We start from the raw sequence: 13,770 nt of genomic DNA on the forward strand, positions 1-13,770 counted from the left end.
AGCCACCGACACTTACAAAAACATGATAACGTCAACTGCAGGGGCAAGTCTATTCCTTAGGGCAATCTTTTGACAAGACATCCGCTCGCCACGCCCACCATCGTTACGCGGCGGTGCCGCTGATACCGAACAATTCCAGCTTCAACCCTTTTATGCCAGACGGCACATAAATCGCAATCGCCTGGGCCTTGATCATGCTGTCATAAATACTGCCCTTGTTATCGATCGAAAAGTAATACGTATTGGGCCGCACTGGCACTTCGGCAGGGACCTGGGCCATATGGCGCAACTCGGCACCCGGAAGCGCCCGCCCCAGTAATAGTTCGATAGTGTCCGGAGAGGAAATTTTGAACTGTAATGGCACCGTGGCGACCAGTTCCAGCGCCGGCATATCGGCGTTTACCGCAAGACAGAGTTCAGTCTGCCGGTCAATCCGCTTGGCATCGAGCAAGCCGTGATAGTGGGTGTTTTGTTGCATGTCGTTGGACAGTGCAATCGGGAAGTAGCGCGACAGCAGCACAGTATCGATCAGATCGCGAATGATGCCATCGAGCTTGCCGAAACCGGGAGCCGCGTCATCGTGACAATACGCCGGCAAGTCGCTCAGTGTGTATTTTTTCGAAAACGTCATCAAGCCACCGGCCAATGCCATCAATTTTTCAAACAAATATACGGGATGGTGGCGCCGATAACTGGCGCAATGGCTGAGCGTGGCGCTGGCCGTACTCAATGTATTGAGCATCCAGAATGAGGAAACATCCCCCCCATGAAATTCAACCGTATTTTTACCGGGCTGACGGTGGCGGCTGTACAGCGCCTCAACTTTCGCACCCATGCGGTCGATCAGCGACTCGAGCATTTTTTGCAGAGAAGACTCGGCGCTGATGGTCAGGCCAGGTGGAATGAAGGACGTATCGACTTCAAAGCCGCCATTGCCAGCGCGGTACAAACGGATCAGCGGAATGGCAAGGTAATCGTTCAGGGGCTCCAGTTGCGACAGAAGATACACGCGTTTCTTCAGGTAAGCCACGTCAATGCTGACTGCTTCGCTATACAGATCCGGGGTTTCGATATCCACCTGAACATAGCGCGCGCCGGCAGAACTCGAATTGCCGCCATGTGCCCGCAGCGCGGGCAGCGCGGCATAAAACGTAAAACTATGTTCGCTGGAAGGTAGCTTGGACAGGTCAACCGCACTGGGCAATACATCGCCAAGCGGCGCGTCAAAGAGCTCTCCATCCTGAAAGACGAGCGACATGGCGTCCGCCCGCAGGCTGTTGTTGGCCAGTGCATCCGCATTCCAGCTGACGCTGTGCACGCCCCATAAATGTGGATTAATGAGTGAGGCCAGACGTTGTAGGCGCGCCTCATGGTAGCGGTCCAGTTGCTGGAACTGCTGGGGTCCGATGGCCAGTCCTTCGGACCAAAGTAATTTGGATGGCAATGTCATTGCGTTCTCCATGTTGACCGTTGGAATCATGCTGCCTTGCCAGTCTGATGTTGCCAGCGTTGACGTCTTTGATGTTGCGCAGTAACCCTATTCAATTATTTGCGCAAACGCAATTTACCTTTGAGCAAACGCTCGGATACTGGCCATTCCGCCGCAAAGACACAGGAAACAGAGATGGAGGACTTGCTGCCGTATTTCGAACGCGAGCTGGTGATGCTGCGGCGACATTGCCGTGAGTTCTCCGAACGCTATCCGCGAATCGCCGGCAAACTGCACATGTCCGGCGAGTCTTGCGAAGATCCCCACGTCGAACACTTGATCGAATCGGTGGCCATGCTGGCGGCACGCATCTCGAAACGGCTCGATGACGACTATCCGCAATTTACCGAAGCCTTGTTCGAAGCCCTGTTCCCCCATTATCTGCGCCCCTTTCCATCGTGCACCATCGTTCACCAGTCCGCCCCGGCCGCTGGAGCGGGCGTATTGCACTTGCCGGCGGGCAGTGAAATGGACGCAACGCCTGTGCGCGGCGTGCGCTGCCGCTTCAAGACTGCCTACGGCATGACGACAGGAGCATCGGTACTGGAAAGCACGTTTTTCGATACGATGATCAAGGTGCCGCCAGGCATACGCCTGCCGGCACAAGCCAGTTCCTCGCTGAACATTTGCATCCGGCATCTCGACGCAGCGCCTGCATCACTGCGCGTTTTCATCGATGGCGAAGCTTCTTTTTCCGCCGCATTGCGCGATGCCTTGTTCATGCATGCAGTCTGCGCTTTTGTGTCCATCGACGCAGTGCAATGGTTTGCTTTACCCGCCGTGCCCTTGACGCCCGTCGGCTTCGCCGACGCGGATGCCTTGATACCTTTCGGTGCCCGTTCCCAGCCGGCCTACCGCATCCTGAGCGAGTATTTTGCGTATCCGGAAAAATTCAATTTCTTCGACATCGATATCGCGACGCTGAGTACGGCCCTGCCGCCTGGGTGCCAGCGCTTTACCCTGCATCTGTGCATGGCAGGTTTGCGACCCGATTGCGCTGCGGCACGCATGTTGTCCAGCATTTCCAGCGAAAACTTAAGACTGGGCTGCAGTCCGGCGGTCAATCTTTTCCGCCAGGAAGGCGTGCCGATCGCCATCACCCGGCAGAAAGCCGACTACGCCGTGCTGGCCCATGCTACCCATGCCCATGGTTACGAAGTCGTCACTGTCGATACGGTGCGTTTGTTGCGCCAGCGGGGAGGGGAAAGCACGCTGACCGAATTTCGCCCGCTGTACAGCCTGCGCCATGGCGAAAGCGCGGCGCAACAAGGCCATTACTGGATCGTTCGCCACGACATGGCTTTGGCCATCAAAAGTCCTGGCCATGAAAAGAAAATCACGCTGGTCGATGGCGACTTCAATCCCTTGATCCATGAAAAGGCCAGCTTGTCGCTGTCGCTGACATGCAGTAACCGCGATCTTCCGCTGTCGCTCAAATACGGCCAGCCGCAAGGAGACTTGCAACCGTGCGGCGGCGGACCCGCATTGCACATGCTGCGACGCCCCAGCCAGCCGCGACGCTTTTCACAGGGCGCGGGCCTGCACTGGCGCCTGATTTCGCACCTGACGCTGAATCATCACGCGCTGGTCCAGGAGGGCTTGCCGGCGCTGCGCGAAATGCTGACACTGTATGACCTGTCCCAATCGGCAAGCTCGCAACGCCAGATCGACGGCATCGTCGCACTGACGCACTCGCCGACCACGACCTGGCTGCGGCACAAGCGCGGCACCTCGCTGGCGCATGGCGTGGAGGTGCGCATCACGCTTGACGAGGGGGCGTTCGTCGGCAGCAGCATGCACCTGTTTGTGCAGGTGATCGATCACTTCCTTGGGCTATATGTGCAAATCAACAGTTTCATCGAACTGGTGGTGCTGTCACTGCAAAGCGGAGAGGAACTGATCCGATGCAAACCAAGAAGCGGGCTGCAGAATCTGGTGTAATCCAACACTTGCTTGCCGAGCCCTACCGCTATGAGTTCGTGCAGGCGGTGCGTATTCTGCTGTGCTGGCTACGTCAGCAGAACGTGTCCCATGCGCAAGCCTTTGGCCAGGTGTTGCGTTTCAAGAACAGCTTGTCATTGAGTTTTCCCGCCAGTGAAATCGAACAGCTTTCACTCGACGACAATGAACAGCTGACCTTGATACCGACGTTCATGCGCTTTCTGGGCATCGGCGGTACCTTGCCTTTGCACCATTCGGAGCGTATCGCCGGCCACCGCTTGTCGAGCAAAGACGCCGGCGTTCCGGCCTTCCTCGATATCTTTTCGCACCGCATGCTCACGCTGTATTACCAGGCGTGGGAAAAGTATCGACTGGAATCCACGCTCCAGACCCAGGCAACGGATGCGCAACTACCTTTGCTGATGGCACTGGCCGGCGTGCAGCGCACTGCACTGCCGTCGAACGGAGAAACTGATGCTGTGACGCAGGATGTCGCGGCCTGGTACGCGGGTCTGCTGCGCTGCCGCCCCGTCTCCGCGCAAGCAATCGGCCCCGTGCTGGCCGAGTACTGCGCCGTACCCGTCACCCTGCAACAATTTGTCGGCGGCTGGGACTATCTTGAAAAAGATAGGCGCAGCCTGCTGGGCAGTGTCAACTTTACCCTGGCGCGCGGCGCAACGCTTGGCCTACGGCTGTGGCGCCAGGATATGCGCGTGTGCCTGCATATCGGTCCGCTGGATGCTGCTGGCCTGCAACGCTTCCTGCCGCGCAGCACAGGCGCGGCGGCTTTGGCAAAGATGCTGGCGCTGTTCGGCGTACCAGACTTGCAATATGAAGTGCGGCTGATATTGAGCCCGCCATGCATTACTCCCCTGCTCCTGAGCTCCAACCCTTCAGAAAGGCGGCGCTTGGGCTGGACGACGTTCTTGCAGACAGCACAAGGCAAGGTACGCGGCGCCGAAGTGCGTTATTTGCTGCAACTGGCTTGAGTACTTCACTCTTGGAAAGCGAGGCAAGCATGAAACATGCGGGACGCGGCGTCATCCGGCTCGGAGACGCCACCGATCACGGCGGCAAGGTCACCAGCGCATCGTCCGGCAGCACCGTGATGGGGAAGACTGCGGCGCTGGCCGACGACACAACGTTCTGCCCCAAGTGCAAGGGCAGTTTTCCGATCACGCCGGATGGCGCCGGCGCAAAACACATGGGCAAGCCGTACGCCTATGACGGCGATGCCACCGCCTGCGGCGCCCACCTGATCACATCCCTGTAACGGAGGCAGGCCATGCATGCAAGCATCCAGGCGGCACTGTCGGCCTTCGACCTCGCCGCGCAAGAACGGCGCCTGCTGAAGATCGATTTCCCCCATGAAGATGGGCCAGCCGGCGCCATCCTGCTGGTCAATTCGCTGACGGCCAGGGAGGAGGTGTCGCGCGACTTCCGTTTCGAGGCCGAACTGCTTTCCGATGACGCGCATATTGCGCTCAAGGCCATGATGGGCCGCATGGTGAGCATTTCCATGGTGCGCGACGATGGCACGCTGCGCCACTTCAATGGCTATGTGGGCGAGTTTTGCCTGCTGCGCGCCGATGGCGGCTTTGCGTGGTACCGCATGGTGCTGCAACCATGGCTGGCCTTCGCCCGGCTGCGCCAGGACAATGTGTCCTTTCATGGCCAAAGCGTGATGCAGCTGACCGAAACAACGTTCGCACACTACGAGCAGCGCGACTGGAAAACCAGCATCCATGGGGACGATCCGCAGATCACCTGCGCCAACCAGCACAATGAGACCGACTATAACCACCTGCACCGGCGCTGGGAGGCGCTGGGCTGGCATTACTGGTACGAACACCGCGCCGATGGCCATACGCTGTGGCTCGCGGACAACAGCACCCTGGCGGACATGGTCGCAACGGCGTCCGGAGACGGTGCCATGCGCTTTCACGCCGAATCGGGTGCCATGGAAGACGATGGCCTGCAACAGTGGCAAGCCGTGCGCCGCATCGGCTCCGGGCAGCTGACCTTGGCCAGTTTCGACTATAAAAATCCCCAGCCGCGCCTTGCCAGCGGCTACTCCCTGAATCGCCAGGGTGATGTATTTGCCCACGAGCTATATGAAAACACGGGCGCATATGGCTATAAGAATATCGACGAGGGAGAATCCCTGGCGCAACGCCGCATGGAAGAAAGCGACCATTTGCGCCAGTATTTCGAGGCGGCCGGCAATCACCGTGGCGCACAGCCTGGCCTTTGCTTCCGGCTCGATGGACATTTCAGCGCCGAGGAAAAACGCTGCCAGCCTGGCCAGGAGCGCCCGGACAATATCGCCGAACGCGAGTACCTGATCCTGTCAGTCGTGCATAGCGCCAGCAATAATTATCAGCTTGGCCCTGGCACACCTTCCCACTATGTCAACAAGTTGGTGTGCGTGCGTCGGGACATCCGCTGGCGGCCGGGTCGTGGCTACAACAGCACACCGTGCGTGGTTGCCGGTGTGCAGACGGCGCTGGTGGTCGGACCGGCCGGAGAGGAAATCCATACCGATGCACTGGGACGCATCCGCCTGCAGTTTCACTGGGATCGTCTGGGTGAATTCGATGAGCGCAGCTCGCCATGGATACGCGTGATGATGCCGATGGCGGGTGCGCAAATGGGACACATCGCCTTGCCGCGCGTGGGCCAGGAAGTCGTTGTGCAATTTCAAGACGGCAATATCGACCACCCTATCGTCATCGGCGTGGTCTACAACAGCGCCAATCCGCCTCCATGGCAACTGCCGCAGCAGCGTGCCCTGTCCGGCTTGCGCAGCCGTGAACTGGGCGCCCGCAGCGCCAACCATCTCGTGCTCGACGATACCAAGGGTGCGATCCAGGCGCAGCTGCGCAGCGAACACCAGGACAGCCGGCTTTCACTGGGCAACATCACCCGCATCGACGACAATGCCGGCCGCAAGGAAGCGCGCGGCGTGGGCTTTGAACTGGCCAGCAGCGCCTGGGGCGCCCTGCGCGCGGCCAAAGGCATGCTGATCACCACCGAAACACCGGCAGGCGGCGGCTCCGTCAAGCAACTCGACGAAACACAGGCCCGTCTGGCGCAAGCACGTCAACTGCAGCAAGGCTTGGCCGGCATGGCGGTCGACGCGGGCGCGCAAGACAGCGCAGCACAACAAGGCGCCGTCGCCGAGTCCATCCAGCGGCAAAACGCCGCAATCAAGGGCGCCGGCGGCGATTTCCCGGAACTGTCCGAACCGCATTTGCTGCTGGCCAGCCCGGCCGGCATCGAGTTGAGCACGGCCCAGTCCATCCACCTCGCCGCCAGCGAGCATGTGGCGCTCACCAGCAGCAAGCATATTTCACTCGCCAGCGGCGACAGCATGTTTGCCAGCATTGCCAGGACCTTCAGCCTGTTCGTGCACAAGGCCGGCATGAAACTGATCGCCGCCAGCGGCAAAGTGTCCATCCAGGCCCACAGCGACGAGGTGGAAATCCTCGCCCAGAAAGTCTTGTCTCTGATCAGCGAAGCGGACTGGGTCAACATCAAGGGCAAAAAAGGCGTACGCCTGCACGGCGCCAACCACATGCTGGAAATCAGCGACAAGGTGCAGTTCTTCACCTCTTCTCCCGTGCTCTTTAACGGCAACCTGGAAACATTGGCGCCGAAGAGTGTGTCGCAGGAATTTAATGAGAGGCCAATAACCCGTTTTGACCAGGCTGTCCGACTGCTGCAAGTCGACGGCACGCCCGCCCCCGATATAGCCTTTGAGTTAATACGCGAAGATGGTCACAGAATCAGCGAAAAGAGTAACAGTGATGGACACACCCCTGTACAGAAAGGGGACGGCATGGATAGCTACACAATACGCTACAAGGGAGAACTTCCATGAGTGACGATATGGATCTGAATGAACACGGCAATCACCAAGGCGAGTTTAGGCAGAGTGTTGGCGGATGGGCTGAATACACAGTTAATATGACTGAAATAAAAGATACGATTCGTCATGACGTAATTATTCCACCTAAGAAAATAATTCCTATCATATTTCTACCGGGTGTTATGGGTAGCAACTTAAGAATAACAAAAAAACGTCAAGATGATCTGAAGCGACCAGATAACAGATCATGGAGGCCTGATGACATGGTAGACAAATCCGGAAATTTGGCGGTTGCAACTGGTAGCGGTCTAGGCGGTTGGTTCAGGAGTGCATCCCCAAGAGATCGACAATTGGCTTTTGACCCGAACGAAACTGAAGTTGAGTACTATCAATATTCAATTGAAAATGAACGCTTCTTTCCAGGTGGAGATGTCACCAAAGGATCCGACGTACGCCACAACAATGTTCCTGACGATTTTCCTGGAGTTCCACCATTGATTTCTGTTAGCCCAAAAAGAAATGCACAAGTAGATTCTATTCAGAAACCTGGAGTAACAGGAAGATTTATTCCCCGTGAGATACGTGAAACGCCAGCACATATTGCACGATGGCGAGGATGGAGCGAAGTTCTTTTCGCCGGCGCATATGGAGAAATGCTTCAAAAGACAGAATTTTTCATGAATAATATAATAAAAAATGGACAAGTTTTACCTCATTGGAAAATTGATCCTTCCGATCAAACAACGGGCAGATATTCATATGGCCAACAATCCCACCCACCTATTGCCAAGCTTCTAATAAAAGATCCAAAAGAATTTGGCGCCTCCTCCGGAACAGCAATTAACAATTCTGACATGTTAAAGATTTCTCCATGCTGGTATCCGGTTCATGCGTTGGGATACAATTTCCTACAGAGCAATGCCATTTCTGCCGCCGTTATTGCCGAACGCATACGCGGCATAGTAATAGGTTATCAGAAATGTGGCTTTAAATGCAGTGAAGTCATTCTCATCACGCACAGTATGGGAGGTTTGCTCGCCAGGGCTTTAATGCATCCAAAATATGGAAACATGCTTAATGATAAAATTGTAAAAATACTTGGAATATATCATAACGTGATGCCTACATTAGGAGCCGCCAGTGCATACAAACGCATGCGTTTCGGTTTTCAGGAAAAGAGCGGCCCATTAAATACACTCGCAGCCCAAGTTCTTGGCATCGACGGCGAACACGCCACCGCGATTCTCGCAAATACGCAAGCACCTCTAGAGATGATGCCCGGTACGGCATATGGTCAAGAATGGCTCAAAGTTGTTGACGCAAGTGATAATTTACTTTGGAGTTGGCCACGCGACAAGGAAAGTGCGCTGGAGAGTATTTACCTGCAACCTGTGAATGCTTGGTGGAGACTCATAAATCCTTCGTGGGTGAACCCTGCAAATATTCCGCTTAACAAAGGAGGAGGCATAAGCAATGTCATGCAACGATTGAAAGATGCCTCTGCATTATTAAGGGAAATAGATAAAACATTTCATCCGAACACATACGCAAGTTATTGCGCATCAAAAGAATTCCTAAGCTATGGAGAAATTACGTTCAAAGTTATTGAGGGATTAGAAATAAAAAAAACAAACCATCCAGAAAATGCGACGCCCCCACCAAATAAATGGAGGCTGCTGAGTGATGATGCGAAAGGCAATCTCACTATACAGGCGGGAACACGTGTATTAAAGCTAAAATTACAACCAGCAAGTTCTGCTGGCGATGAAACCGTCCCATCGGATCGCTCAGCGAAACACATACCTGGAAAAAAATTTCTCCACGGGGAGAAAGCTGGAACTGGATATGAACATCAAAATAGCTATACTCATCCACATGTCCTAGCATCTATGCTTTATTCAATTGTGCAAATTGCAAAAACGGCAAAATGGGAATAATTATGAAAAATCATAAAAAAGCACTTATATTCATAATTTCAATAATATCAATCCAAACAGCAGCAAATGAGAATAATCCACCAAAAATACATAGGGCAAAAAAAATGAACGAAACCACCATTCAAAAAAGGAAAATAGAAACCCTGTTCCAGAACACAAAAAAACTATGCTTTGGTAGATATCTATTAAATCTACCCAACGAAGCAGAATTAATAACCGGGAACTCGGCAGTGGATTTATTTAAAGGAGGCCCGAATAATTTGAAACACCAAGCAGAAATTGATTTAAGAAAAATAAAAACCCTTAATATTTCCCCTGAAATTATTTACAATGGCAATGGCCCAATAGAAAACAGTTGGCAACTTCGATACTACAGTAGCAGCTCAGCCAAAGAAGATAATTTTATAATTTATCGAACCTTAATAAATAAAGGGGATTTCATATTTGCAATAGGTGATGCTGTCGGCAATGGCGACACCGAAAGAGCAACAGCGGAAAGACAACTCCTTCAAGCGAAAAGTCTGCGTTTACGTGATACGGAAGAAATTCCGGTCACGCCAGGACTTTGCGTGGAGCATGGATTCCTGAGTGAAAATCAGTATAAATATCAAGAAATAGACGACGTAGGCATTTATTTACCCAGCTTGCAAGATGTTACTATCTCCATCAGTTCAAATAAAGATGCATATGGCGACTACCCTTCGACAGAATTTGAATCAAGGTTGCGTGGAAAACTATCACTACTCAGTCGCATACAAGATGCAAAAGAAATTCAACGCAATAACTATCCCAAGCGCACCTTGCTACGCGAAGGCAAACGTACCGTTCAACACTGGAAAGGCGAAGAGTCGCTGATACGGCGTACCGACGGTGTCCATGATTTTGAATGGGCATTGGTAGGCAAACCAAAGGACATCGCGAATCCATCGGTACTGGAGGTCAGGATGTTCACCAAGGTCGCCCACAACATGGTCGGCGCCGCCGAAGCATCGTCGCTGACCGACGAGGAGGCAATCGCCTTGTGGGACAAGCTGCTGTCCGGCCTGAAGTTCCGGGTGAAGGTGCCGGGTGCGCCGCCGGGTTCGTACTATATCGATCCGGACCAGCCGGCGCAGTGACGGTCGGATAAGCCCCTGCTGGCGCCCCCAGCCAGCCATTGCGCTAGCATGGCCTTTTCTCAGGACTCAACGATGATTCATCTTCGCCCCGCCCTGCCCGACGACATCAACGCCCTGTGGGCCCTGCGCACGGTGGCCGTGCGCGTCAGTTGCGCTACGCACTATGCAGCGGAGCAAATTGCTGTGTGGACGGCCTCGCCCGTGCCGGACACGTATGCCGCCATGCTGGCCGCGGGTGGCGGCATCGTGGCGATGCAGGGCGAGATCATTGCCGGTTACGCCATGCTCGATGCGGACAAGCAGGAAGTGGACGCCGTTTTTGTCGATCCCGCGCATGCGGGACTCGGCATCGGCAAGCGCCTGCTGGCGGCGCTGGAGCAACTGGCGCGCGGGCGCGGCATTGCGCGTCTGCACCTGTCCGCATCGCTCAATGCCGTGCCGTTTTACGCGGCTGCCGGCTTTACAGCCTTGCGCGAGCAAGCGTATGCGCACCCGAGCGGCATCAGCCTGGCCAGCGTGGCGATGGAAAAGGCATTGGCGGCCGCCTGAGCCGTCAGTCGTCCGTCGCAGCAGCTTCGGACTCGGCCAGGCAGTGCTGCAGCTTCGCGATCAGGGCGCGTACTTCGTCGCCGCCCAGGTCCAGCGGGTCGCCTTGTGCGCCGACGGCGATCAGGCAGATGGCCGAGCCGTCGTACCAGGCGTCCAGGCGTTCCTTGCCCTCATTCATATTGCTCTGATTCATGTTGCAAATCCCTCAGTAAATCAGCCGGCGCCGCGATGCTGGCGCTGCCTTGAGGCACAGGGAAAACGAAAGCCAGCTGGCCATTCTGGTTCATACCGGGCAGCCACTTGGCCAGGAAATCGCCGAGCGCGATGGCGCGCGGCTGAAAATGTTCCCAGTCGCCGCTGGCGCACGCCTGCGCAAACGCGGCTTCCGGCCAGAACGGGATGGCGACCTTGCCGTCGACTTGCGCAGTGGCCCAGCCATCGCGGTACAAGCCCCACACCTCTTGCGTATCGGCTGCCTTGCGCACAAAGTAGGCATGGCGCTCGGCCGACGGCAGCCCCGCCACCTGCTTGAACTTGTCAGGATGCATGCTCGTCTCCTGCCCCGTCCCATACCCGCAGCTGCGGCGTGCACCAGCCCGTCACCATGTCGAGGGCGTCCAGTATCACGTCTTCCAGCGGCCCCTCCTGCGTGGCTGAACGCAATTCCTGCAGCAAGGCCGCCACTTGCGCAGCCGTCACGCCGCTGGCCTTGTAACGCAGCAGGATGGCGCGCAACGTGAGCAAACCTGCCCTGGCGTCCAGCGCGGCCAGCAAGTCCCGGTCGATATCGGCGATGATGGTTTGCGGCATCTCAATCCGCCTCCCACGCGAGGGCGGCCGGCCGCGCGCCGCCCGTCCTGAAAAACTCGGCAAAGGCACGCTGGCATTGTTCCACGTCCACGCACCATGCCTCGGGATACTCGTCCACCTGGCCATTCGACAGCAGATAGCTGCAGGCACCGTCTGCCTCCTCGTCGCCCAGCGAGTGAAAACTCAGGTCGTCCTGCCCCGACAGATACATCAGCCAGGCATTGCCGCCATTGCGCAACATGCACAGGGCCGGGCCCTGCTCGGCGTCCGTGGCCAAGGTCAGCCACAGCTCGCACTGCGCCAGCGCGCGCGCCTCATGCAGCGCTTGCTCCAGCGCAAAGATGCTATCCACCACGCGCGGCTCGCCATGCAGATTCAGTTCCATCGTCATGCTTTTTCCCCACTTAGATCGGCCGTCGCCAGGGCCGTGCTCAGGTACAGCTTGCCGCTCAGGTCTTTCAATAGACTGCTCTGGCGCAGGCGGTCCATCACGGGCCCTTTCACTTCGGCCAGGTTCAAGCTGATGCCGCGCTTGATCAGCGCGCTGTTGAGTTCGATCAAGCCCAGCAAGGCCGTGCTGTCGATCTGGTTGACTGCCGACAGCACCAGCACCAGGTGGCGCGCCGTCGGGTGGCCGCGCAACTCGTCTTCCACGCGCTCCGTCACGGCTTCGACGTTGCCGAAGAACAGGCCCGCATCGATGCGCAACAGCAAGACGTCCGGCAAGGTTTGCGCTTCATAGCGCTCCACGTTGCGGAAGTGTTCGCTATTCGGGATGCGGCCCAGCACGGCGATGTGCGGGCGGCTGGCGCGCCAGATCAGGGTGCCCATCGACAACAGCACGCCGATCACCACGCCCGCTTCCACGCCCAGCACCAGCACGCCGGCCGTCGTCGCCAGCAGGGCCAGCGCATCGCTGCGGTCGTAGCGCCACGACAGTTTCAAGGTGTCCCAATCCAGCAGGCTGCTGACGGCAAAGATGATGGTGGCTGCCAGAACGGGCAGCGGCAGCAGGGCCAGCCAGCCCGTGGGGGCCACCAGCGCCAGCGCCAGCAGGCCGGCCGTGATGATGCTGGCCAGGGGCGTGTTGGCGCCCGCCTGGAAATTGACGGCCGAGCGGGAAATCGAGCCCGTGACGGGGAAGCCGCCCGACAGCGCGCTGGCCACGTTGGCCGCGCCCAGCCCCAGCAGTTCGCGGTTGGTCTGCAGCTTTTCACCGCGTTTTTGCGCCAGGGTCTGGGCGGCGGACATGCTCATCAAAAAGATGATGAAGGCGATCAGGAGCGCCGGCGACAGCAGGGTGCGCCAATGGGCGCTCGAGGTAGCCAGGTTCAGGCCCGGCAAGCCGCTGGGCACGTGACCGGTCGTCTGCACGCCCATCGCTTCCAGGCCGCCATAGGCGACCAGCGCGATGCCGGCCAGCACCAGCGCCATCGGCGCGAGGCGCGCGCCCACGTCGGCCGCCACCTTGTTCAGGCCGCAACGCTGCAGCAGGCGCGACAGATAACGCTTGGCCAGCCACAGGAACAACAGGCCGGACAGTCCAAGCACGAGGCTGGGCGTATGCCAGTGGGGCCAGGTGGCACCCAGCAAGGGCGTGATCTGGCCCCAGATGATCAGGATCGCGGCGCCATTGCTGAAACCGCTGATCACGGGGCGCGACAGGAAACTGGCCATGAAGCCCAGGCGCAGCACGCCGCACAGCAACAGGACGAGGCCGCTGATGAAGGCCAGCTGGGCGGCCAGGACGATATACAAGGAGGAGCCGGGGTCGGCCAGCGGCGCCAGGGCGGCGGCCGTCATCAGGGATACGATGGCCATGGGGCCCACCGATTGCGTCATGCTGCTGCCGAACAGGGCGTACAGCACGGGCGGCAAGATGCTGGCATAGATGCCCACCACGGGCGGCAAGCCGGCCACCAGCGCATAAGCCATGCCTTGCGGCACCATCATCATGGCGACAACGATACCGGCAGTGATGTCTCCGGCCAACAGAGGACGCCGGTATTGCCTGAGCCAGAGCAGCATGGATGATCCCGAAATCTGAAAACCGAA

At 57.2% G+C, this 13,770-nt stretch carries 13 protein-coding genes; 7 read left to right on the forward strand and 6 right to left on the reverse strand.

Translation table 11 applies throughout. From position 1 onward, the window contains the following. Nucleotides 1-103 precede the first annotated feature (103 nt). Nucleotides 104-1,450 carry a type VI secretion system baseplate subunit TssK gene (gene tssK / locus CSQ91_RS10610; RefSeq protein WP_099388217.1) on the reverse strand — a complete coding sequence of 449 codons (1,347 nt, stop codon included), beginning with the start codon at nucleotides 1,448-1,450 and terminating at the stop codon, nucleotides 104-106. A gap of 174 nt (nucleotides 1,451-1,624) precedes the next feature. Between tssK and tssF the strand changes: the two genes are divergently transcribed. The 7 genes from tssF to CSQ91_RS10645 all read left to right on the forward strand — a co-directional run bounded on the left by tssF (nucleotide 1,625) and on the right by CSQ91_RS10645 (nucleotide 10,905). Next, nucleotides 1,625-3,430 (forward strand): type VI secretion system baseplate subunit TssF, encoded by a 1,806-nt coding sequence (gene tssF, locus CSQ91_RS10615; protein ID WP_099388218.1) that lies wholly within the window; start codon nucleotides 1,625-1,627, stop codon nucleotides 3,428-3,430. Continuing rightward, complete coding sequence (gene tssG, locus CSQ91_RS10620; protein WP_099388219.1) at nucleotides 3,394-4,419, forward strand: type VI secretion system baseplate subunit TssG; 1,026 nt, start codon at nucleotides 3,394-3,396, stop codon at nucleotides 4,417-4,419. The genes tssF and tssG overlap by 37 nt, the downstream gene beginning before the upstream one ends. After that, nucleotides 4,416-4,703, forward strand: coding sequence for a PAAR domain-containing protein (locus CSQ91_RS10625; RefSeq protein WP_373630448.1), 288 nt, complete (start codon nucleotides 4,416-4,418; stop codon nucleotides 4,701-4,703). The genes tssG and CSQ91_RS10625 overlap by 4 nt, the downstream gene beginning before the upstream one ends. 12 nt (nucleotides 4,704-4,715) lie before the next feature. Next, nucleotides 4,716-7,313, forward strand: a complete 2,598-nt coding sequence (locus CSQ91_RS10630; RefSeq protein ID WP_099388220.1) for a type VI secretion system Vgr family protein — start codon at nucleotides 4,716-4,718, stop codon at nucleotides 7,311-7,313. Next, nucleotides 7,310-9,238, forward strand: a complete 1,929-nt coding sequence (locus tag CSQ91_RS10635) for a lipase family alpha/beta hydrolase (protein WP_099388221.1) — start codon at nucleotides 7,310-7,312, stop codon at nucleotides 9,236-9,238. The genes CSQ91_RS10630 and CSQ91_RS10635 overlap by 4 nt, the downstream gene beginning before the upstream one ends. A 104-nt stretch (nucleotides 9,239-9,342) precedes the next feature. After that, nucleotides 9,343-10,356: a T6SS immunity protein Tli4 family protein gene (locus tag CSQ91_RS29225; RefSeq protein WP_257217286.1), complete on the forward strand. Its 1,014-nt coding sequence runs from the start codon at nucleotides 9,343-9,345 to the stop codon at nucleotides 10,354-10,356. 72 nt (nucleotides 10,357-10,428) lie between these two features. Next, nucleotides 10,429-10,905, forward strand: coding sequence for a GNAT family N-acetyltransferase (locus CSQ91_RS10645; RefSeq protein WP_099388222.1), 477 nt, complete (start codon nucleotides 10,429-10,431; stop codon nucleotides 10,903-10,905). Between the two features lie 4 nt (nucleotides 10,906-10,909). Here the strand turns inward: CSQ91_RS10645 and CSQ91_RS28655 are convergent, their stop codons facing one another. From CSQ91_RS28655 to CSQ91_RS10665, 5 genes are read right to left on the reverse strand one after another with little or no spacing between them, the layout of a single operon-like run. Next, nucleotides 10,910-11,098: a hypothetical protein gene (locus CSQ91_RS28655; protein WP_143450341.1), complete on the reverse strand. Its 189-nt coding sequence runs from the start codon at nucleotides 11,096-11,098 to the stop codon at nucleotides 10,910-10,912. Then, complete coding sequence (locus tag CSQ91_RS10650; protein WP_034783143.1) at nucleotides 11,076-11,453, reverse strand: DUF2750 domain-containing protein; 378 nt, start codon at nucleotides 11,451-11,453, stop codon at nucleotides 11,076-11,078. The genes CSQ91_RS28655 and CSQ91_RS10650 overlap by 23 nt, the downstream gene beginning before the upstream one ends. Beyond that, nucleotides 11,443-11,715, reverse strand: a complete 273-nt coding sequence (locus tag CSQ91_RS10655; protein ID WP_099388223.1) for a hypothetical protein — start codon at nucleotides 11,713-11,715, stop codon at nucleotides 11,443-11,445. The genes CSQ91_RS10650 and CSQ91_RS10655 overlap by 11 nt, the downstream gene beginning before the upstream one ends. Nucleotide 11,716: 1 nt before the next feature. Then, nucleotides 11,717-12,106, reverse strand: a complete 390-nt coding sequence (locus tag CSQ91_RS10660) for an Imm1 family immunity protein (RefSeq protein ID WP_099388224.1) — start codon at nucleotides 12,104-12,106, stop codon at nucleotides 11,717-11,719. After that, entirely contained in the window at nucleotides 12,103-13,743 is a 1,641-nt protein-coding gene (locus CSQ91_RS10665; RefSeq protein ID WP_034783139.1) for a SulP family inorganic anion transporter, read from the reverse strand. Before CSQ91_RS10665 ends, CSQ91_RS10660 begins: the two co-directional genes overlap by 4 nt. Between the last annotated feature and the right edge of the window lie 27 nt (nucleotides 13,744-13,770).

It is taken from the genome of Janthinobacterium sp. BJB301 (assembly GCF_002735685.1).
Taxonomy (GTDB): Bacteria; Pseudomonadota; Gammaproteobacteria; order Burkholderiales; family Burkholderiaceae_D; genus Janthinobacterium; species Janthinobacterium lividum.

What these genes read in the sequence shown, in the direction of transcription:
- tssK (WP_099388217.1), bottom strand. Translation starts at nt 1,450, where the DNA reads ATGACATTGCCATCCAAATTACTTTGGTCCGAAGGACTGGCCATCGGA.
- tssF (WP_099388218.1), top strand. Translation starts at nt 1,625, where the DNA reads ATGGAGGACTTGCTGCCGTATTTCGAACGCGAGCTGGTGATGCTGCGG.
- tssG (WP_099388219.1), top strand. Translation starts at nt 3,394, where the DNA reads ATGCAAACCAAGAAGCGGGCTGCAGAATCTGGTGTAATCCAACACTTG.
- CSQ91_RS10630 (WP_099388220.1), top strand. Translation starts at nt 4,716, where the DNA reads ATGCATGCAAGCATCCAGGCGGCACTGTCGGCCTTCGACCTCGCCGCG.
- CSQ91_RS10635 (WP_099388221.1), top strand. Translation starts at nt 7,310, where the DNA reads ATGAGTGACGATATGGATCTGAATGAACACGGCAATCACCAAGGCGAG.
- CSQ91_RS29225 (WP_257217286.1), top strand. Translation starts at nt 9,343, where the DNA reads ATGAACGAAACCACCATTCAAAAAAGGAAAATAGAAACCCTGTTCCAG.
- CSQ91_RS10645 (WP_099388222.1), top strand. Translation starts at nt 10,429, where the DNA reads ATGATTCATCTTCGCCCCGCCCTGCCCGACGACATCAACGCCCTGTGG.
- CSQ91_RS28655 (WP_143450341.1), bottom strand. Translation starts at nt 11,098, where the DNA reads ATGAATCAGAGCAATATGAATGAGGGCAAGGAACGCCTGGACGCCTGG.
- CSQ91_RS10650 (WP_034783143.1), bottom strand. Translation starts at nt 11,453, where the DNA reads ATGCATCCTGACAAGTTCAAGCAGGTGGCGGGGCTGCCGTCGGCCGAG.
- CSQ91_RS10655 (WP_099388223.1), bottom strand. Translation starts at nt 11,715, where the DNA reads ATGCCGCAAACCATCATCGCCGATATCGACCGGGACTTGCTGGCCGCG.
- CSQ91_RS10660 (WP_099388224.1), bottom strand. Translation starts at nt 12,106, where the DNA reads ATGACGATGGAACTGAATCTGCATGGCGAGCCGCGCGTGGTGGATAGC.
- CSQ91_RS10665 (WP_034783139.1), bottom strand. Translation starts at nt 13,743, where the DNA reads ATGCTGCTCTGGCTCAGGCAATACCGGCGTCCTCTGTTGGCCGGAGAC.